We start from the raw sequence: 22,265 nt of genomic DNA, 5'->3' as shown, positions 1-22,265 counted from the left end.
CGGCAAGAGAGCTTTTCAAATATTTACAGCAAGCCATTAATGGTTAAATAGCATGATGAAGTACGCACAGCATTTTTTGATGCTTATCATCACTTGCGGTTTATTGAGCTGCGGAGGAGGTGTTTCTGGCGACAATGGCACCGATCCTTTTAATAATAGTGATGCTGACAACAATTTAGATCTTGTGTCTTACAAGCTTGGTTATTTCGATACTGATGGTCAGTTTGTTGAAGGTAAATTAGGCATCAGCTTTGACGTCAATGGTATTGCGCAAATAAGTGCAGGCGGTGCCATTGATGTCACAGCGGTATTGGTTGATGCCAATTTTGCTAGAGTGCAAGAGGCCACTACCGTTAGCTTTAGTTCTAATTGCCTTGAATCCAACTTGGCAAGCCTAAGTCAGTCGTTAGTTACCGTCAATGGTCAGGTCAGCAATACCTTTATTGACCGAGGTTGCGGCGGTAATAGTGGCACAAGCGATCAGATTACGGCTTCAGTGACCATTGACGATACCACCAGCACGGCCATCGCGTATGTCGACATTTTGCCCGATGCAATCGGCAGTATTCGTTTTTCGGCGCTTAGTGCTGCCCAAATTGTTATGTTCAATACCGCCGATAACACCACTCAAGCAAAAACCATTGCCACGTTTTCCATTAATAGTGCCAATAATATTGCCTTGGCAGGCCAAGAGGTGCATTTTTCATTATCAACTCAGATTGGTGGACTTAGCCTCAATAAAACTTCCGCTTTAAGTGATGAAAATGGCATAGTAAGTGTTGAGCTTACTGCCGGCACTGTGCCTACTTCACTTAGAATCAACGCCAGCATTATCGGGGCAAATGGCGAAATTATTACCTCACAATCCGAGCTAATAACAGTCAGCACTGGCCTCCCAACTCAACGCGGGTTTTCACTTAGTAGCAATGTATTCAACAGTGAGTCACTCCATTTTGATGGTGAGCAAATATCCATTACGGCGAGATTATCCGACACGTTTGGTAACCCAGCGCCCGATGGAACTGCAGTTCTTTTCACTGCTGAAGGCGGCCAAATAAGCTCGCAATGCTTAATCACTAATGGCTCGTGTAGTGTGACTTGGACCAGCGCAGCGCCAAGACCTCATGACGGCAGAGTCACTATATTGGCCACTTCGGTTGGGCATGAATCGTTTATTGACAGTAATGGAAATAACACATTTGACGATGAAGATGGCAGCGCTGTGGTTATTCAAAATGTATCCAGTGGCTTAGGCAACTATCAAAATATCAGTTCTGGGTTTATCGACATGTCTGAATCGTGGCGGGATGACAACGAAGATAATTTACGTTCCAGCAATGAATTCTTTTATGATTACAATAATAATGGCGCCTTTGACGAAGCAGACTCGCTGTTTAGCGGGCCTCAATGTGCAGCCTCAAATTTATGTCAACCACGTGCAGATACCATACATGTGCGCAAAGCACTGGTATTGGTGATGTCGGGTAAAGACGCCCATATTGATGTCGTAAATAAAAACAACGACACTCTAGCGAGCAACCATAGCGTAGTCACGCACTCGCCAAAAGATTCTATAGCACGAGGGGAAACAGCCCAATTCGTTGTTTTTATTGCCGATGAAAACGCAAACCCTATGCCGGTAAATACCACCGTTAGCATGACGACAAATAAAGGATCCTTAGCAATCATCGAGGGACAAACTGTAGCTAATACCTCTGTGCCTGGCGGCACTATCACAAGATTTGAATTAACAAACACGCTAACTGATGAGGACCCTGCAAGCGAAGCGACAGTCAGCGTTACGGTAACAACACCGAAACAAAACAGTTCAAGTTTAACCTTGTCAATAAACTTACTTTAATGGATAACGCGGACTGCAATCATCAGGGCGCTATAGAATATTGTTTAAGGCAATACCCAGGCCAAAACGCGTTTGCCGATAATTATAATCAATCAAACTCTCTCCATAACCATCAGACGCGGTAACATAGCCTTTTAGTTTTCCCAATAATGGAAAGGTGAAACCAATCTCTATAAAACCTTTGTTAGTATCAACATTCCGCCTACCCAAAAAACTGACTTCAATGGTGTCCCATTTATACGCCATGCCTAATTCAAAATGGCCCATATAATCTTCAATGTCAGGATTATCGTCACCATCTGGATCGAGTTCATACTGCTTCTGACTCTCTGACAGCCTTATCCAAGGTCTAAAGGAGAGCGCAAAATTTTCTTTTTCAAAGAGAAAATTACTATAGATGCGATTCCAGCTTCGCGATAAGCCTTGGCCTCTGCCGTTCGATTGGTGCTCAATGCCAACCATCACTCCGGTATTACCGCCAAGTGGATGAAAACCCAATGGCGCTGCATAAAATATTTCAGGTTGATAGTTAGTCTCTCTAAATGGCCTTGATATACCTTGGGCGTATATTTGCCACCACGCTTGTAGGGTAAAACCAAGGTACACGCCGTCGCCTTCAATAAATAGGTCGTTTCTATTAAGCGGGGCTTTGAGGCTGATTTGAAACTTGGCTTCAATATCTTCTAAATTCTCTTCAAAGCCTTCAAGACTGCGGTAAGCATGTTTATTAATCGAGTTTGTGGTCAGGGCTGGAAGAATATAGGTCATGCGATGGGGCGTAATAACGTAGGGATTTAATTCAGTCTTTTTTTCGCCCATGATCCGATCGTGTAGCGCACCAGTCATAATTAAAGGTTCTACAGATGTGGTATCTGCAATTTCAACTTCAGCAATTGTCGCTTTAATACACTGTCGTCTTATTTCGGCCACGGTTAAGGTATCGCTTGCTTCTTTGACTATTTTTAGAACACAAGCGTCGTCAATATCCTGAGCAACAGACCCAGAGCTCATTAACATTGCGACTAACGCGCTCAGTAGTAAAGCCTTGTTTTGATTAATTGAAATAAACAAAGTGAACATAGCAAATAGCTTAGTTAGAAGGGGTTTGCATCACTTTAAAACGGTCGTGCCTGCATTTCATCCTTTTTTGTCAATAAACCCTGCCAAACTCACTGGGCAATCGCAGTGAAAGTGGTATTCATAGGGTAAAATTAGCAATAAAAGCACTTTGTGCCGGTAGACATCAAGTGTGGTTATTTTGGCCAGCAACTCGTGGACTTGAAGAATGTGCGGCTATCTTTGTGGCTCAAAAGCAACGTAGATTGATAGCCGCAATAATACGGATAATGTAAAGCCGCTTTAACTTTATGCAGTACCGCCAACAGTCAATTCATCAACCTTGAGGGTAGGCTGCCCCACACCTACAGGTACTGATTGACCATCTTTACCACACACGCCTACACCTTTATCTAATGACAAATCGTTACCTATCATTGAGACCTTTTGCATGGCTTCTGGGCCATTGCCAATTAAGGTTGCGCCTTTAATAGGTTTAGTAATTTTTCCCTTCTCGATTAAATACGCTTCTGAAGTAGAGAAGACAAATTTACCTGAGGTGATATCGACTTGCCCACCCCCAAAATTAGGTGCGTATATGCCTTTATCGATAGAGGCGATGATTTCTTCTGGCGAATACTGACCTGCTAACATGTAGGTATTGGTCATCCGCGGCATGGGCAACTGCGCATAAGACTCACGGCGACCATTACCTGTGGGTTTCACCCCCATCAAACGGGCATTAAGTTTGTCTTGCATGTAACCTTTAAGAATACCGTCTTCAATCAATACGTTGTACTGACTTGGCGTTCCCTCGTCATCTACACTCAATGAACCACGACGATTAGCCAGAGTGCCATCATCAACAATAGTACAACCTCGCGCAGCCACTTGCTGGCCAATACGGCCACTAAAGGTAGAGGCGCCTTTACGATTAAAGTCGCCTTCTAAACCATGGCCGACTGCTTCATGCAGTAAAACACCTGGCCAGCCGCTACCCAGCACAACTGGCATTTGTCCAGCCGGTGCGGCTATAGCTTGCATATTCACTCTTGCCATATGAATCGCTTCATCGGCTAATTGTTCGTAGCGTTTACGGCCATCTTCTTGCTGTACAAAATAATCGTATGCGTAACGTCCACCCATGCCAGAACTGCCTTTTTCACGGCGGCCGTCTTTTTCCATTAACACTGAACAATTCAAACGAATCAACGGGCGAATATCGGTACAAAAAGTACCGTCAGTAGCAGCAATCAGGATTTCTTCATATACACCACTGATGCTCACGCTAACTTGGGTTAGGCCGGGTTCTTCTCTACGCAGGTACTCATCAACTGCACGTAACAGAGCGATTTTTTCTTGTTCTTGCATACCCAATAATGGGTTTTGTTGGTAATAGCGGGGATCGATTTTAGTTTCTTTGATGGGTGCAACTTTATGTTTACCACCGGCGCCCGTGATAGTACGCGCTGCTGTCGCTGCTTTTATCAAGGCTTCAGGCGAAATATCGTCAGAATAGGCAAAGCCGGTCTTTTCACCACTCACGGCACGTACACCAACGCCCCGTTCGATGTTATAACTCCCCTCTTTGATAATGCCGTCTTCCAATGCCCAAGTTTCATGCTGGCTTGACTGAAAATACAGATCAGCAAAATCGTTGTCATGTTGATAAATAATATCCAGAGCTGAAGACAATGATGAACGATTGAGATTTGAGGCGTCGAGTAAGTTTGCTTCTACCAAGTTAGACAAGGTAACTCCTGAATTTGTTATGTTGAGCAATAGGCATATTGCGACGAATTGTCGCTAGCGCCTGAGTATCGATAATGGTGCTAATTGTACCTGTTTCTGTGGCTAATTGCGCCAAGGTCTCACCCCAAGGTGAAATTATACTGGAGTGGCCATAGGTTTGCCGTTGGTTAGCGTGCTCACCCGTTTGATTAGCTGCGATTAAATAACACTGGTTTTCAATCGCTCTGGCAGTTATCAATGCGTGCCAATGTGCCTGACCAGTTAACTGCGTAAAGGCAGCAGGTAAGGCCAACATATCAAGCTGTGCTAATTGGCTCATAGCCTGAAACAGTCCGGCAAAACGGATATCGTAACAAATAGCCAAACCCAATTTACCAAAGGGGGTATCCACTACCACTACATTTCGTCCGGCCTCAGTAGTGCGAGATTCTAAATAACTACCGGTATTATCTGCTACTTGCACATCAAACAAATGGATCTTTTGGTATTCGGCCTGCACATGCCCCAAGTCATCAATCAGCAAACTTGACGCGGTATACTTATCTGATGTCGCACATTTAAGAGGAAAACTGCCTGCCACCAGCCAAATGCCATACTTTTTTGCCAAAGCACATAACTGGGTTTGCACAGGTCCATCATGCGGTGTTTCAGCGATGCCTAAGATGGCTTTATCGCCAGCCCCAAAACACGCAAAACATTCTGGCAATACCACTAAGGTAGGTTCATTTACTTCAAGTTGCTGTAATTGTTGTTCGACAAATCTTAAATTGTCGGCCACCACAGGGCTTGAGGTCATTTGTACGGCAACAAGTTTAGCCACTGATTAACTCCTCTGGCACTATTTGCAAACTAACCGGCTGGCTATCAATATTGCTGCCTTGAATACTGGGATTTGATTCACCGCTAGTTGGCGCAGTGCGCGCGGGCAAAGTAATTTCTTTACTGTCGCGGCCTAATTCTTCAATCACCGGTTCATCAAAGGTACCCGTTAACGAAAACTTTATGTTTGAAATCACCTTTGCAGAGGTTAACACTTGATCCAGTGCTAATGCTGCTAAGGCCGTTGCCGGGTTGACCATCCACGCCACAATGACAGGTAAACTTGACGTTACTTTGGGCACAAATGAAATATGATAATTTAATTCTTGGCTATTTAAATCGGTGTAGCCCAACATAGTGATTTCTCCCGCACCACCGTCAACCAGAGTATCGCGAGTATCCACCAGGCCATTTTGAATTTGAAATGAGCCGGTCATTTTGTCGTAGAAAAAGCCCTTCGCAAACACGTCTCTAAAGTCGAGCTTTAGTTTGCGCACCAAAGAGTCCAAGCTCAGAATGCTAAAAATACGCGAGCCTTTATCCGTAATTTCAGTTAAATAGCCATCACTTAAACGCCAATCCATATTGCCACTTAAGGTCGCAAAATTAAATTCATAGGGCGCTTGCTGCCAACTTAAATCAAATTTAGCTGATGCATTTGAATCTTTGATGCCCGAATTAAATTGAAAACCTTTTAACAAGGCACCAAAATCGCTGCTACTTAACTCACCTTTTAAGCGTGTACTGCTTTGCCCTTGATTGATAAACCAATCACCTTCGGCATACAACACACCATTGCTATTATTCAACCTTAGGCTATCAATATGCATACCATTTGCACTGCGCTGCAACACAAAATCTATCTTGCCCAAATCGTTGTTTAATATACTGCATCGCTGACAAGAGAAATTGATGGGCGGGAAGCGATTTGGGTCAAGCTCTGGCTTAACCCGAGGCTCGTCAGTTTCACTCGTGCTTTGCCAGCTTGCAACATCGATAAAGTCAGCATTGATATTCACGCCTTGGCCTAACCAATCTTTGTATAAAGCCACTTCCATGCGTGTTTCTTTGGCATTGATATCAAGTAACCAACTGTCATTGGTGTTTTTGGCTACGACTTCTAAATTTGTTACTTTTTGTCCCGCCAACAAGGCCGTGTCTGCACTGACAAAAACACGTTTAGGAGCGTCTAAAACCGGTGAAGAATCGCCTAACTGTTCGGTTTGAGACAGTAAGTCGCTGATGGTTTGATACCAAGCATCAGCATCCAGTTGTTCAACTTTTGCTGAAATACTAAAACCTAAGCCCATGCCGACTAAATCCGACTCCCCAATAGCCAAGTGCGCACGTGAAAACTGCATACTTTCATGGGGTAAATTGCCGCTAAAACTGACCTTATCACCTAAGTTTAGTTTGACTGTAGTGGCTTGTTTATTCCCTTTCGCTTCCAGTATAAGAGAGCGAGATTGACTGGCTTTTTTATCAAAAGGGGCAGGAAAAGACGAGCTCAGATCAACTAAATCAGATTTTATCACCGCACTATATTCATAGCCCTCTTCCGGCAAGCTCAGGGCAACATCAGCTTGCCATTGACTATGACCTTTAAGGTAAGTGGCAATGGCTGGAAATGTCTCATCAAATAAGGCTTGTGCCTGCCAATTTCCACGTAGTTTAATATCGGCCTGATACTGCTCATCTCGCTGTTGACCGGTAAAAGACGCCTGGACTGCTTGCCCCAACAATGTAGCGTTTAAATCCGTAAATGTGACCTTGTCATTAATAAAACTCACCTGGCCCTGTGCGTGCTCTAATTCCATACCTAAACTGGTAATAATAACGTTGCTATCAGCGAGTTTAACCTTGCCACTAGCCACCACATTTGGCTCAGCTAAAGGAATAACCAGCTTCAGTGTCGCCTCTAACTGATTATCTATCTGCACTTGTTGCAGCGCTTGCCCTAAACTATTTGCCAAGCTACTTTGCGCCATTAAATCGCGAACATGTTGACCGCTGGCTAAGCCTTTGGCATCAATAGTTAACACCGCACCTTTGGATAAACTGGGTATTGCGGCATACAAGTTGGCTAACTTCACATCCAGTAATTTGCCATGTACAGCAGATTCCTTGCGGCCTGTCATCCACAGCCCTTCATTCTCAAATAACAGATTAATATCTAATTCGCTTAAAGCTGGCCACTCACTGGCAAAACGCAAATTACCGTCTTCAATATCCACACTAGTCTGAAAAATACCTTGCTGCTGTTTAAACGGAAATTGATCCAATTGACCAAACCACAGCACTTGTGCGCCTTTTACTGTGCCTGTTCTCAGGGCATCAGTTAAATACGCTTGCGTATCTGCACCCATCAATTCTGCGGGGTAATAATGCTGAAGGTCTGCCACGTCCATTTTGGCCACATTGGCACTAACGCTTAAAAACTGGTTTTTACTGTTAAAGTAAAACTGCGGACTGAGATTGATTTCTTTGCTCTGCAGCTTAATATCTTCACTGCTAAGAACAATGCCATCATTGCTAGCATCTAAAAACAGGGTGGCCGTTAACGTCGAAAAATCAATATTTTGCGGTAAAAGTTGGTCTACAGCCAAAGTGCTGTCGTCACTTTGCAAACGTATTTTGCCCTTATTATTTGACCATGTAATATTCGCTTTAGCCCCAGTTAAACCAGGCACAGCAGTGAGTTGCTGCCAAGAAATTGTGCTTAAATCGGCCTGTAAATTGAGCCCGTCCCGTAAACTCAAGCCTAACTGCAGGTTGTCGAGTTGGGCCTTAGGCTGCAATTTTTTAATCAAGTCACTGGTTGCTGAATCTAATAAAAGCGGAGTGAGCGCCACATAAGGGCTTAAATCAATTGGCTCTGCGTTAGCAATCGTGACATTGCCATGCTCATCTAATTTACTCAGCCAATTGGTGTTTGTCAGTTGATCATTAATTTGCAGCATAAAGTGGTCTAAATTCATGACCCAATCACTGCCGTCGGGCGCGGCGTTTATTTGTCCGCCCAGCACCGCAGCTTGAATCGTTTCATCATCCACCGCCCAACTAAAACGACTATTCGACAAATCTAACTGGATAGAGGTGAGCGCTTTTTGCCCAATACTGGCCCACATAACAAAGCTGCCACGACTTTCAGTTAATTGATATGGGGTGAGTAACCATTGATTAATCCAAGGTGATAAATCTAACTCTTCACCTTTAGCAAAAAAGGTTCCAGACAAGTCTTCGTCTTTGCCGTGCAAATCCAGAATAAATGAAGCTGAGTTCCGGGCAATTTCTTCTACTTGCATTTGCCCCTTACCTTGGTGCCGCCCTTCTTTGTTGATCCACGACACTTGGTCAATCAACACGGTTTGGCTGTCATTCGGGGTAATGAGAACAAAACTACTATCACTAATAGAGAACGACTGCAGTTGTTGCAAAAATAGTTTTTCGAGTGCCGCAACAATGGGATAGTCACTGTTTTCTTGTCGTAACGAGCCTAAATTAAGGGTGATTCGCATGCCTTGTAAATCAAATTTATTAGACTGAAATTGCCGTTGTAGTATCGAATCCCAAAAGTCTAATTCAATCACCGTTTCGGCTATATCCAACTGCACCGGAGATTCTGGGTCTTGCACTAATATCACGTCTTTCAACACGATAGCTGGGCCCGTACCTTGCCATTTAGCGGTGATAGTGCCAATGCTAAGTTCTGTTTCAAACTGTTTGCTTAGATAGTCCTCAAGAACGTGTTTTTGTTCATCGAGGTAAGGCAACGAAAAGCGCAATAAACTGAGCGCTACGGCGACCACGACTAAGCTCAGAGCAAATAAAGCCCAGATTTTTCTGACTATGTAGGCGACATAAAATGAAGGCTTGCGCATGTTGCTCTGTGGGTTTCCTTACATCATCACAACGTCAAATTGATCTTGGTTATATAACAATTCAGTATGTACCTTAATTTGTTTGGTCACAAAAACTTCTAACTCGGCCAACATGTGTGATTCTTCACCTAGCAAGGCTTCTGCTACTGCAGGTGAGGCGTACACCACAAATTTGTCAGCGTCGTAGGCGCGATTCACTCTAACGATTTCTCGCATAATTTCAAAACAAACTGTTTCGACTGTTTTGATTGAGCCGCGCCCCTTACAGACAGGACACTCTCCACACAAGATATGTTCTAAACTTTCGCGTGTTCTTTTGCGGGTCATCTCAATTAAGCCCAGCGCAGTAAAGCCATGGATATTAATTTTAGCCCGATCTTTTGCGGTAGCTGCCTCTAAACTATGCATCACGCGACGTTGATGATCTTGGTCTGTCATATCAATGAAGTCGATTAAGATCATGCCGCCTAAATTCCGTAAGCGTAGTTGTCGAGCAATGGCTAAGGTGGCTTCAATATTGGTGTTAAAGATGGTTTCTTCGAGATTACGATGACCAACAAAAGCACCAGTATTGATATCGATGGTCGTCATGGCTTCAGTTTGATCAATAATCAAATAGCCACCGGATTTTAAATCGACTCGACGCTCTAAGGAGCGCTGACATTCGTTTTCTACATCGTACAGATCAAAAATAGGGCGATCACCCGGATAGTACTCAAGTAAACGATTCAGCTCTGGCACGTATTCTTTAGTGAATTGTTGCAACTCTTGCAAAGACAATTTCGAGTCAATGCGAATACGGTCAAGGGTTGTGCCCACAAAGTCACGCAGAACACGACGAGCTAAGGGCAAATCTTCATACAAAATGTGCGATTTGTTTTTCATTCTTGAACGGATTTTTTCCCACAAACGGCGCAAAAAGTCGGCATCTTGCACTAACTCTTGCTCTTTTACGCCTTCGGCAGCGGTGCGTAAGATAAAACCACCATTTTCGCTGCAAAAACACTGTACTAGGGATTTTAAACGTTCACGCTCATTTTCGTCTTCAATACGTTGTGATACTCCAACATGAGTGACACTTGGCATAAACACCAAATAACGGGAAGGAATCGTAATATCGGTGGTTAAGCGCGCACCTTTGGTGCCAATTTGGTCTTTGACCACTTGCACCACAATGTTTTGTCCGTCTCTGACTAACTCACGGATATCGCGTTTAATGATGTGGCTGGTAGACACCTCTTCTTCTACTTCACTGTGTATCGCAATGTCCGAAGCGTGTAAAAAGGCGGCCTTATCTAGGCCAATGTCCACAAAAGCGGCCTGCATGCCAGGTAACACGCGGCTTACTTTTCCGCGATAGATGTTACCCACCAGCCCACGTTTGGTGTGCCTTTCAATATGAATTTCTTGTAAAATACCATTTTCAATTAGAGCAACACGAGACTCAGATGGCGTCACATTAATCAGTAGTTCTGCACTCATGGCTTATACCCTATTTTATTTAATAGTTGGCGGGTTTCAAACAATGGTAAACCTACCACTGCGCTATAACTGCCTTTGATACTTTGTACAAATTGGCCACCTATGCCTTGTATTGCATAACTACCCGCTTTATCCACAGGCTCACCCGAATGCCAATAGTCGCTAATTTGTTGCGCTGATAAGGGCCCAAATTTAACTTCGGTAGACACCACACAATGAACTTGCCCAGTATCCGTAGTAATAGCAAGCCCTGTGTACACATAATGGGTATTATCAGATAGTAAACTTAACATACGCTGAGCGTCGGCTTGGTCTTGCGGCTTACCCAGAACCGCTTGACCAATTGCCACGATAGTATCAGCACCAAGCACCGGCATGTCTTGCGCTGAATTCTGCCAGCCTAGGGCTGATTTAGCACAAGCCAGACGCCTGACGTAATCTTGGGGTGGTTCATGAGTAAACCGTGTTTCGTCTAAGTTTATGGGTAAGGTGTGAAACGCGATACCCATTTGTTGTAACAATTCAGCTCGACGGGGTGACTGTGAGGCTAGCAATAACATAGGCAAATCAACTTAAGCGTAACTGGCGGCGCAATTTACGCAATAACCAAAATAGCCAAGGCCAGATCACCATCGAACTCACTACAGGCCACATGTAGGTAATGAGAAAATAAACATCGGTGAGCATATGCTGCAACCAAAATACGATCAGGTTGTAAAAAGCAGATGTCACCCCGATAACAATAGCTTGTTGCCAGACCGAATAATTGCGCAAACGTTGATAGTTGGCTGCCAATACATAGATACTGACACACATCGCTAAACTGTGAACACCAAGGCTAGAGCCCAATAAAATATCAAGAATAAGACCGTTGATAAACGCAATACCGATGTTAACGCGATGGGGCAGGGCAAGGGTCCAATAACTCAATACCAGCAATACCCATTCAGGACGATACAGGTCAACGGATGCAGGCATGGGCATAATTTGTAATACCAATGCACACAGCAGACTAAGGGCAATGGCATATGCTCTAAATTGCATTAGGGGGCTTCCTCCTCAGCGCTTATTTGGCTATTTTCGTCGTCTTCAGACCATAAAAGCAGCAAATATTTTAAACGGTCAAGTTGGGCTACTGGTTTGGCTCGTACAACCGCAAAAGGTCGGGTTTCATCACGTACAATCGAGGTAATTTCTGCTACGGGATACCCTTCAGGAAACACTCTACCTAGACCGGAAGAAAGTAGTAAATCCCCTTCTTTGAGGTCGGCACTGTGCGATACATGCTGAATGTGCAGCTCATCTAAACTACCAGAGCCTGATACAACCAAACGCAAATTATTGCGTGCTACTCGCACTGGAATAGCATGGGTGATATCTGCGATCAGCAATACTCGGCTATTGGTTGAACTAACTTGCATGATTTGACCAACAATGCCGTTTTCATCCAGTACCGCTTGGCCTTCGTAGACGCCATTTAACGCGCCTTTATTAATCAAGATCTGATGACTATAGGGATTGTTATCTACCGCCATCAGTTCAGCTACTTCTTTACGGGTGTGTTGCTTAGCAGGAGAATTTAATAAGCGCCGTAAACGGCTATTTTCTTCTTTTAAAAATGTCATGCGCTGCAGCTCTTGGCTCATTAAGGTCGCTTGCAAGGTCAATTGGGCATTTTCATCAAGCAGTTGTTCATGAGAAGACAAGCGGGTTAGGCTGGCATCAATGAGTTCACCGGGCAAATTGGCTAGATACTGCAAGGGACTAACCAAAGAATTGAGGTAGACACGGGTGGTCCCAAACCCGTTAAATTTATGATCAAAAATGATAAGCGAAACAGATAAAATCAAGCCAAAGGCAAGCTTGTTTTGTAACGAGGGACCTGAAGAAAAAATCGGATTCATAAAGTAATGCCAGTTAGGTGACTTGGACTCTTTGGCTATCAAGCCACCTTGATTAAGAAGTTATTCGTAGCTAAATAAATCGCCTCCGTGTAAATCAATCATTTCGAAAGCTTTACCGCCGCCTCGTGCTACACAGGTAAGCGGATCATCTGCTATGACAACAGGAATACCCGTTTCTTCCATTAATAAACGATCTAAGTCTTTCAGTAAGGCACCACCGCCGGTGAGTACCATGCCGCGCTCAGAAATATCAGAGGCTAATTCAGGCGGCGATTGCTCTAATGCCACCATAACCGCTGAAACAATACCCGTTAAAGGCTCTTGCAAGGCTTCAAGAATTTCATTGCTGTTTAAGGTAAAACTACGGGGTACGCCTTCCGCTAAATTACGTCCGCGTACTTCAATTTCTTTGACTTCTTCAGCAGGATAAGCTGCGCCGATTTCGTGTTTAATACGCTCGGCCGTTGCTTCACCAATAAGTGAACCAAAGTTACGGCGAATATAAGAAATAATGGCTTCATCAAATTTATCACCACCAATACGCACTGATGACGAATACACAATACCGTTCAACGAGATAATAGCGACTTCAGTGGTACCGCCACCTATATCAACTACCATGGAACCTGTTGCCTCTGATACAGGTAAACCTGCACCGATTGCAGCGGCCATTGGCTCATCAATCAAAAATACTTCTCGCGCACCGGCACCCAATGCTGATTCACGAATCGCTCTGCGCTCTACTTGAGTAGAGCCACAAGGCACACATACCAAAACACGAGGACTTGGACGTAAGAAATTATTATCGTGAACTTGTTTGATAAAGTGCTGTAACATCTTTTCAGTCACATAAAAGTCGGCAATTACCCCATCTTTCATCGGACGAATTGCTTTTATGTTACCTGGCGTTCGACCCAACATACGTTTGGCCTCTGTCCCCACAGCAGCAACACTTTTCGGTCCCCCTGCTCTTTCTTGACGAATTGCCACAACCGAAGGCTCATTTAAGACGATACCTTTGTCTTTGATATAAATAAGCGTATTGGCTGTGCCGAGGTCGATTGATAAATCGTTGGAAAACATTCCTCGAAGCTTTTTGAACATGGAAGAAACCGCATCCTAGTTGGTGAGAGAGATAATCAGCAACTTTACCAATAGCCCCCTGAATGGGCAAGCAAACAGGTAAAACAAAAACATAAAAAGCGGGGTTTGAGCAAATAAATTAACTAGTTTCTAGAAATTCAGCCTAATCCGCACCAAGACTGGTGAAATAATAAGCTATTGCGTTGATTACATGATAATGACGACGGGCCGACTGAGTAGCTCATTAAGGTCACGCTATATTAAATTTGTTCTGGCCATAAGAGTATCGCCGGAGCCTTTTAACTTAATAACATTCACAAAGCTGATAGCAATGTCAGTTGAATATCTCACGCCATTGGATAACCCGGTCATTCCCCCTAAATTGCCCAAAGGTAATCACGGCATTGGGATAATCTACCCCTTCTGAACCCAGACAAGTACTGGCTTCGTTGCAAATATAACCGTCGGCATTCCAATCATAGTTAAGATAACTCGGCCACGCCAAAGGAGTAAGCACTGGATTAAGCCTCAATAGCACCTCACCGACTTGGCCCGGGGCGCTGAGAGTAAAATCGTTGTTATTCATTGGTACACCCGACAACAATGAGCCTGAGCTACTTACGGGGTCAATTAAGCCGGTCAAATCATTTGCGCTGGCATTACCGAATTTACTTAACAATAATTGCCCATTGGCTTCACTAAAATTAATGAGGCTATCACTGTCTAAGGTGTTCGTCAGCCACTGTCCACCTTGATAATACTGCGCAGAGAACGGCACCGTTAAAGAATCGGCAGCCGGCCCATGCGTCCCATTCATACTAAATCGACCAAAACGTAAATCAGCGCCACTCACATCGCCATACGTAAAATCGTTGCAGGTGTTATCCGCATAATTATCACGAAAACATACCCCGTTAATATCGGTAAAAAATGGCACATTTAATACGATATCTAGTAATGCACCAAAGGGATCTACTGGGCTATGCATAACCCCATTTTCATCTACTTTATTGTAGGTAATAGTGCTACCGGGTACTTCAACGAACACCGAACCATCGTAATTATTATCTCCAACGATTAAAGGTGTAGGGCTGTTGTTAACGGTCCAGTCACCGCCATAAACGCTCTTATCAACGTAAGTCAAATCAAGTGCTGAAGGACGCAGTAACCACGCTGAAGAGTCATTATTGAGAGTGGTGTCATCCAATGCATTTTTAGCGGCAATTTTGACAATTGGATTTTGTGAAAATGAGATAGCTTGGCCTACATACGTAAAATGCGTTTGCACATTAAGCAAGCTAGGCGAGCTAGACAGCGCTTCGACTGCATAATACGCCGGTATAAAGGGGTCTAAAGTCACCTCGCTGCGAGCACGGATAGGGTTACCGAGATAGCTGACATCCATGACATTTAAGCTTATTTGGCCTGTTTCTGTGTAGTAGGCCCCATTAAAAGCATACACGCCTTGGTTAAATTCGAGCGAATCAAGTGCGCTAAAGCCCTGCGCATCGAGGCTGCTGTTAATCACAGCACTGGCGCTTCCACCGTATTTGAATTGGCCATCGACTGTGCCTACAGCCAGCGGTGCAAGACGCTGGACTTTTAGTTTCAGTTGCTCAGGTTGGTAATTGGGTAAAAGATTATCTAGTGCACCATAGGCACCAATGTGAAATTCAAAGGGCGCACCCGCAGTAAATACACCTGAGTCACCCGCACCGCTTAATATCAGAGTATTTGGTGAAACGTTAAGCTGTAAATAGGCTGGATACACATCAACAAATCCTGTGCCACGAATAATCTGGGCACCATTTAAGGTGGTTTGAGCACTGAGTTTTAAGCGGCCTGCATCTCCATACTGGAGGCTACTCAACGAAGCTATACCATCAGAATTAAAGCTCAAATTTACGCTGCCTGTGCTTTCGCCATTCGCATTACTAATGGGAATAGCGGCCAATGGTGTTAAACAAGTATTAGGCGAGTCACAATCATAGCCAAAGGTAATCGCCCGACTGCCATTTAGTGCCGCTTTACACACACCATTGGTATTTTGCACCGCTCGCAGTTGAATATTGCTAAAGTTAGTTTCAGCTACCTGATCGGGTAAAATTTTATCGTTTACGGTAGCACCAATAAACTCAAAACCAGCGTCAACAAACTCGATATCACAGGTTTCAACGCTGCCTTTAAAGCAGCGTAAGGGGGCGTCTATTGATGATCCCGTTTTGCTCAAGGTATAACTGCCCGCGGTCACAATGCTTAAATTTACTGCTGTCGAACCAACGAAGTCGACGGTATCTGTTCCGTTCCATGTGCCCGGCGACAAAGTTAGACTGGTCGATTGATCGTACAGTGCAGCATCGGTGCAATCGCTGTCTGTGCATGCTTTGATAGTGACAACTTCTGTTTCGCAAGTTAAGCCCTGACCATCATGTTCAATCCGAAAATGGTCAACAAAATCGCAGGGCGCCAAGCTGTTCATATCATCAACAATGTCACTGTCCGCCTGCACGGTTTTATAAATTCTGACATCATCAAATTGCCCGTTGGCAGAGTTTTGTGTGCTGACGATACTGGGCGTGTATTCAGGATAAACAAAGATATAATTACTTCGGTTATCGCCTATGTACAAGGTGTTTAGTGGGGGGAGTTGCCCACTTAAATTTGATAATATCCGTGTGGCAACACGATTGCCATTGAGATAAAGCTGCACTTTGCCTACTTGCATGTCCCACGTGGCGGCGACATGTACCCAGTCATCAGCGGCGTAGTTTAGGCCAGTAGCACTGACCACTAAATCATCATCATTGGTATCTTCAATGCCAAATTGTAAGATACCGCTGCTCAAACTCATGTAAAACCACTTGGCTGATACAACGTCATCGGCAGGCCAAGTTGAAGCATCAAAGAGTTGCCGGGCGATTGCGTCGTTCCAAGGCGCATTACTGCGATACCAAAAGGAGATTGTTCCTCTGGAGCCAATATCATTTTTTACATTAATATTGGTGTTTAACGCGGTATTGCTAATAACAGATGAACTGCTCGGCACATCTAACACTCTACAGGATTTTTGATCACCCATCGGAAACTGAGAACTAACGTCGCCCAAAGGTGAGCCATGATTAGCGTTCAACGATGAATCTTGTACACTATTGCTGTTTTGCCAATCGCTCGCTTCAAATTCGTAAAATGCGATTAAGTTACTGCTAGACGCTTTTTCGCAAACCTTGGCAAAATCAAAATCGTTTAAAGTACTGCTTTGGTACCGTACCTGGACATACGGATTTAACTGTAAATTGTTACTCGACATTACCCCACTTACTACAGTGCTACTTCCAGCAATCATATTGCCATTAACGTAAATCAAGCCAGACGCTTTTGCATAACTGTTTAGGGTAAAATTGTTATACAAATTTAAGCTCAGTGCTGCATTCTCGCGCAAACCATTAATTTCGGTCTTCGAGCCTAATACCGCACTATTTTTTATATATAAATAAACCTCTCCTGCTCCCTCGACATTTATTTGAAGGTCGCCTTGGTTACTCGCCCCATCCATTGTAAGCTGCTCAACCCAATAGGTACCCGGTTTTAGATACAATTTCCCACGATTTTGAATTATCAGCTTCCTGATATAATACGTCGAAAAATCAGACGAAAATCGACCATAACCGCCATCAATATAAATATCACCAAAGAAATTAGTATCAGCAATCCCTTGCCCCAAGGTACCATTTGTTACGATATAGTTACGTGTACTGGAATTAGCAGGAAAGCTGGGCAAGGTTAAACTTGCAGCGGCAGAGCCTGTTGCGCTGCATTCAGCAGTGTCACAACTTGTCCCAATGGGACTATTCACATTAACGCGATAAAAAGGTAAAGCCGTGGAAGGTGGCGCAATAAATTTAGCCCCAACATCAATATACAACTGCCCTGATGACACATGACTTTGCGCCACAGAAGGAAAAACCGAATCACATTGCGGTAAACTAGGCGTAGTCGATTGGGTTCTGATAGGCAAGCTAAAATACACTAAGCTGTCACTATAAGGGGCCGATGTCCAAATCCAGCTGGCGCTGGATGATATACTGGGTCTGGTTCCCCACGGACTGACTCCATTAGTACCTTGAATACGCGAAGGGGCAGTATAATTACCCCAACCCGTTTTACTCACTTTCCAATTGCTAACATCGCTATTAACCGCAGATTGCCCATTACCAAACACGTGTCCACTGCCACTGAGATTAAACTGCCCGATAAATCCAGCAATGTCGCCGTCATTTCTAGCGACAATATGCAGATAATAGTTTTTATCATTATCTAAGTTGTAATCGAAGGTATATGTCGTACGCCAGTCACTTCCAGACCCCAGATAAACCCCGCGCACACTATCATCAGTACTAAAATAAACGTCAAATCGGTTGTCTGCCGTCAGATACCCTTTGATTGAGCTTGCAGCAGCAAATTCCGACCAAAAGAGTGACAGCAACAAAAGCGATAAGACGTTGTGTAGGTTTCGTTGAAATCTCTTTTGCCAAGCTGGATTCTGCATCTTAAGCCTTCCGCCTTTTACAGCATCGCATCGATGTAAAGTGTGCGACTAACCACTATCTTGCCCACGATACATTGTCCGGTGCTGGTAAATTGATAGTAGTTTTTTATAATTAAATCATCTTGTACCACTTTACTCACCACCGAGGTATTGTAGGCACAATTTTCCAAGCCTGGCACATCGCCAAAAGAATAAGATGCGGGGCTTACACAATAAGCTGGCTGAGGATCTGATAAGGGGAATGTGACAGCCAATTGGCATTCAATGCCTGCTTTAGCGGCATTTAGCGCTCTTTGACCCAACACTTCATAGCTCACTGCTTCACTCGCTGTGGATAACAATTTTGTCAATGCCACACCCAAAAAAGCCATAACCACAATAACAAACAAGGCTAAGACCAACATACTCCCCCGACTGCCCCTCTGACCATGTAAATATCTTACGTTAAGGCGCATTGGGAATATGCACTTCAAGATTGTAATTAATCTGCTCTTTGTTCAATTCAAAAGCCAGTTTAATATTCACTAAACCATTGCGATCTTCCGTTGCGCCAGACATTGCGAAAGGTAGTTGAGTTGTCTGACTTAGATCATTTTTAATTTTTTCAGCCATCACGTCCCCCCCTGTTAGATATAAGGTTTGCTCGGTTTTAATCGTATCTTCATGACGAGAGATTGTGTCATCATTCACACAAAAACTGATGCTCTTGCGACCAAAGTACATCCGAGATGCCGGCGACTGACCTTGAAAACTATCATCCACTGTTAACTCTACTACATTACTGCTGCTGCCTATGGTATTGCAGTTGCCGTCACCATCCGCTAGCCCGTTATTGTCAGCATCAATATTAGATGAGCAAGCTAAAATAGAACGGCGTTTTTCACTGGCGCTAGCGTAAATATCAGCATCAGTTGTGGGGTAAACAAAGGCGTAATCATTCGCTTGTAAATTAAACTGCGCGGTATTGCCCGCTATCTCCACCACTCTTGCACGCAAATCGGTATTCGGAAAAACGGGTATCCGTGTATAAAACGCCACCCATTCGGCTGGTACAAATTCTAAACACTGAACCTCTTGGCTGAGATCATGTTTTATTCTTAAACTGTTAGGGATCGATTTACGCAGTTCTCGATTTAAGCGCTCTATCACAAAACGACTTTCGCTCAACAATTGATCACGCTCAGTTGTGCCCGCATAGATTTCAAACCCTTTGCGTAAAAAAGCGGAAATACCAATCGATACTATCGCCAACACTACAATGACCGTGACTAATTCAATAAGTGTTAGACCGGATTGTTTATTACGAAAACGTGGAACTCTGGGCATCAGTAGTTGCTCCGGTAACTACTAAAGATAAGGGCTTGCTGAGTGGGGCTTGTGATAGAAATTTGGATATACTTCGTATTACCCACATAATTGCTGTTGCCTGAACTGATGGCATCATCAACGCCATCCATGTTGTCATCATAATAAACCACAACCTGAGCACGAAAGCCCTGATAAAGGGCATCACCGTCAATGCTTACCTCTGTTCCGAAACTATTTTTGATATCAGCGCCCTCTTCGTCAAGGCCGTTGTAATCATCAACATCATTATAATGTGTCCGCGACTCACTGCCATCAGCACCTAAGCTGTTAGACGCTGTGCAGGGATTGGCGTTTTCATTGCAGCGGGCTTCGCCGCCTACTCTAGAAGATTGTTGATCAAATGATTTACTCGATATCTCATTCATCATGGATTGCGCTAGTTCAGTCGCTCTAACTTGCAATATAGGATCTGCACTTCGACTCGCTTGCGGCACAATCAAAGCAGCAAACAGACTTAAGGCTACAGCAAAAACCACAATGCCTATTATTAATTCGATTAAGCTAAATCCGCCATGAAGGCGTGAATGGCTAACAAGCATGCACGTATCCTTGGGCTTCTACGCACACTGACACCGTTTTCTCGCCTAGGACATCAATTTTACAACCCGCTGCACAGTTTGTTTCTGCAGTTAAAGGCCGCCCCAAGTTATCAAAACCAATAAAATCAAGTGGAACACTACCATCTGTGACGGCGCTAAAAGACACATTATTGGCCAACATTTCAGCGTCACTAGTGAATAGATTATCTGGATTGCTGGTGTCGATGATAGTACTGCAGGTATCACTACTGGCACCACCGGTGTAATTTAATGATGGCGGCCCAAAGGAAGAAGGCGAGGAATCAAAATTCACTTGAAAGCAATAACCAGGTCGGGTGTCATGCATTGCTCGGGTTTGCATGACTCGTAATACTGCAATAACTTTCGCTTGATAAACATACTCAGCAAAACCATTACCACCAATAAAACGACTGCCAACGAAAACCGACAGTACACCTATCAAAATAACGACAGTAATAAGTTCAACCAAACTAAAACCACGTTGTTGACCAGCCCTTGGTTTAGGTGCCATATACATCACGAGTTTGTCGTATTTAACAAAAAGGCCATTAAAATCACTTTAATGGCCTAAAAAATATCAAGATTGATGACGGTTAATTACATCCATCAGTCTTGGCGGTGATAGTGGGGGTTGCACCAGAAGCAGCATCGGTATACAAAATAAAGCAGCCTGCATCAGAGCTAGAATAGTCATAACTGGTGTCATCAAAACCGTAAAAAGTCAACGCTATCGAACCTGCAGCTGGACTACCACTTCCTGCGCTGCCTGTTCCTAAGGTTGAGCTTGGAGCAAATTCACCGTCTAGCTCTAACAGATCAAGAATATCACTACCAGATGTCGTTTGGTCTGCAGCCAAATAACCATTAACTAAATCGTAGTCACTTCCATTTACGGCAACAGTGCCAGTTGCTGCTGTTTCGCCAGCAATTAGGGCTTTACCATACACTATTGAATTTACTGATTTTAATGACGCTTCTACTGCGCTAATGGTCGCACCTTTGGCATCATTCTGAATATCAAGAAACTTAGGCGCAGCAGTGACGGCTAAGATGCCTAAAATCACAATGACGATAATAAGTTCGATTAACGTAAAACCTTTTTGCTGTTGCATGTTGCTGTCCTCAAAAGAAATTTTAATATTTTCAGCTATAACCTTGGTTTATAACACTAAAAGCTTAGCGTATACCAGCATCTATAATTATCTCGTCTTATCCAAAGGTATGATTAATTATTACTAAACACAATGACTTGGCCTATTCGTGGATCATAAATAAAGCCATTGCCACTTAAATTGTCATTGGGTTCATTACTTTGGTTTTTGATGGTTTGCGTTAAATAATAATAACAAACGTCATTCCCCCCTGCGCCAGTCCCTGCTCGAAGATTAGTAAAATAACGATAATTGTCAAAGGGTCTATTGTCCCAATCTGAAGAAATAGTTGGTGCACTTTGCATAATCAAATTGAAAATACTTTCACAGTCCAAGGTGCTCACTTGATTGTCTTCCGAACTACTATCGGTATCTAACTGGCCTGTGGGATAACCCGTATCCTTGTCTACCCCAATCTGAATACCGTTGATAGAAACAAAAGTAGAATTAGTCCCGTTATTTTCTTGCGGGCGCCCTTCCAACTCCCATTGCGCTCGCACAAGGCCAACAGCAGAAGCAAAACCACCTGCAACACCATCGACGGTAGCATCTTCAGCATCTTTTGTAACATCTAACAATCTGGGCAACGCAGTGGCGGCCAACAAGCCCAAAATCACCACCACAATCACCAACTCAATTAAGGTAAAACCTTTTGTGTGTTGCCTTGCTGACATAAACCTTGCTGCACTACTATGTTGAATGTTATTCATTTAAACCTCTGAATACGTTTTAAATTACTGTTACTGACTAATGCTTAATCACTTCACCGGTGAACACTTTATATTCGAAATACTGCCCCGTT

Annotated in this window: 17 protein-coding genes; 1 reads left to right on the top strand and 16 read right to left on the bottom strand. The window is 43.7% G+C overall.

Going from position 1 to position 22,265, the window contains the following annotated elements:
• The first annotated feature begins 52 nt into the window (after nt 1–52).
• Nucleotides 53–1,861 (top strand): hypothetical protein, encoded by a 1,809-nt coding sequence (locus tag NWQ57_RS04310; protein WP_306020882.1) that lies wholly within the window; start codon nt 53–55, stop codon nt 1,859–1,861.
• A 30-nt stretch (nt 1,862–1,891) separates the two neighbouring features.
• On the opposite strand, the gene NWQ57_RS04305 is transcribed toward NWQ57_RS04310, so the two are convergent.
• From NWQ57_RS04305 to NWQ57_RS04230, 16 genes are all read right to left on the bottom strand, one after another.
• Complete coding sequence (locus tag NWQ57_RS04305; protein ID WP_306020880.1) at nt 1,892–2,941, bottom strand: phospholipase A; 1,050 nt, start codon at nt 2,939–2,941, stop codon at nt 1,892–1,894.
• Between the two features lie 285 nt (nt 2,942–3,226).
• Nucleotides 3,227–4,669, bottom strand: coding sequence for a metalloprotease TldD (gene tldD / locus NWQ57_RS04300; RefSeq protein ID WP_306020879.1), 1,443 nt, complete (start codon nt 4,667–4,669; stop codon nt 3,227–3,229).
• Nucleotides 4,662–5,489: a carbon-nitrogen hydrolase family protein gene (locus NWQ57_RS04295; RefSeq protein ID WP_306020877.1), complete on the bottom strand. Its 828-nt coding sequence runs from the start codon at nt 5,487–5,489 to the stop codon at nt 4,662–4,664. The genes tldD and NWQ57_RS04295 overlap by 8 nt, the downstream gene beginning before the upstream one ends.
• On the bottom strand, nt 5,482–9,369 hold the full coding sequence (locus NWQ57_RS04290; protein WP_306020876.1) for a YhdP family protein: 3,888 nt from the start codon (nt 9,367–9,369) through the stop codon (nt 5,482–5,484). The genes NWQ57_RS04295 and NWQ57_RS04290 overlap by 8 nt, the downstream gene beginning before the upstream one ends.
• 18 nt (nt 9,370–9,387) lie before the next feature.
• Nucleotides 9,388–10,851 (bottom strand): ribonuclease G, encoded by a 1,464-nt coding sequence (gene rng, locus NWQ57_RS04285; protein WP_306020874.1) that lies wholly within the window; start codon nt 10,849–10,851, stop codon nt 9,388–9,390.
• Entirely contained in the window at nt 10,848–11,411 is a 564-nt protein-coding gene (locus NWQ57_RS04280; protein ID WP_372340885.1) for a nucleoside triphosphate pyrophosphatase, read from the bottom strand. Before NWQ57_RS04280 ends, rng begins: the two co-directional genes overlap by 4 nt.
• 7 nt (nt 11,412–11,418) lie before the next feature.
• Nucleotides 11,419–11,895 carry a rod shape-determining protein MreD gene (gene mreD / locus NWQ57_RS04275; RefSeq protein WP_306020872.1) on the bottom strand — a complete coding sequence of 159 codons (477 nt, stop codon included), beginning with the start codon at nt 11,893–11,895 and terminating at the stop codon, nt 11,419–11,421.
• A complete protein-coding gene (gene mreC, locus NWQ57_RS04270; protein ID WP_306020871.1) occupies nt 11,895–12,755 on the bottom strand; it encodes a rod shape-determining protein MreC in 861 nt (286 codons plus the stop codon). Before mreC ends, mreD begins: the two co-directional genes overlap by 1 nt.
• 60 nt (nt 12,756–12,815) lie before the next feature.
• Nucleotides 12,816–13,859, bottom strand: a complete 1,044-nt coding sequence (locus tag NWQ57_RS04265) for a rod shape-determining protein (RefSeq protein ID WP_068373934.1) — start codon at nt 13,857–13,859, stop codon at nt 12,816–12,818.
• A 313-nt stretch (nt 13,860–14,172) separates the two neighbouring features.
• Complete coding sequence (locus tag NWQ57_RS04260) at nt 14,173–18,384, bottom strand: DUF6701 domain-containing protein (RefSeq protein WP_306020868.1); 4,212 nt, start codon at nt 18,382–18,384, stop codon at nt 14,173–14,175.
• Between the two features lie 17 nt (nt 18,385–18,401).
• On the bottom strand, nt 18,402–18,839 hold the full coding sequence (locus NWQ57_RS04255; protein WP_306020867.1) for an MSHA biogenesis protein MshP: 438 nt from the start codon (nt 18,837–18,839) through the stop codon (nt 18,402–18,404).
• Complete coding sequence (locus NWQ57_RS04250) at nt 18,829–19,710, bottom strand: type II secretion system protein J (RefSeq protein ID WP_306020865.1); 882 nt, start codon at nt 19,708–19,710, stop codon at nt 18,829–18,831. The genes NWQ57_RS04255 and NWQ57_RS04250 overlap by 11 nt, the downstream gene beginning before the upstream one ends.
• A complete protein-coding gene (locus NWQ57_RS04245) occupies nt 19,710–20,291 on the bottom strand; it encodes a prepilin-type N-terminal cleavage/methylation domain-containing protein (RefSeq protein WP_306020864.1) in 582 nt (193 codons plus the stop codon). Before NWQ57_RS04245 ends, NWQ57_RS04250 begins: the two co-directional genes overlap by 1 nt.
• Complete coding sequence (locus tag NWQ57_RS04240; RefSeq protein WP_306020862.1) at nt 20,281–20,823, bottom strand: type II secretion system protein; 543 nt, start codon at nt 20,821–20,823, stop codon at nt 20,281–20,283. The genes NWQ57_RS04245 and NWQ57_RS04240 overlap by 11 nt, the downstream gene beginning before the upstream one ends.
• Before the next feature lie 82 nt (nt 20,824–20,905).
• Nucleotides 20,906–21,424, bottom strand: a complete 519-nt coding sequence (locus tag NWQ57_RS04235) for a prepilin-type N-terminal cleavage/methylation domain-containing protein (RefSeq protein WP_306020861.1) — start codon at nt 21,422–21,424, stop codon at nt 20,906–20,908.
• Nucleotides 21,425–21,537: 113 nt separating this feature from the next.
• Complete coding sequence (locus tag NWQ57_RS04230; protein WP_306020859.1) at nt 21,538–22,173, bottom strand: type II secretion system protein; 636 nt, start codon at nt 22,171–22,173, stop codon at nt 21,538–21,540.
• Nucleotides 22,174–22,265: the final 92 nt, after the last annotated feature.

Source organism: Paraglaciecola sp. (assembly GCF_030730205.1).
In the GTDB taxonomy this organism is placed as follows: Bacteria; Pseudomonadota; Gammaproteobacteria; order Enterobacterales; family Alteromonadaceae; genus Paraglaciecola.
Note: the sequence above shows the minus strand (reverse complement) of the source record. Positions and strands in the feature narration are given on the sequence as shown.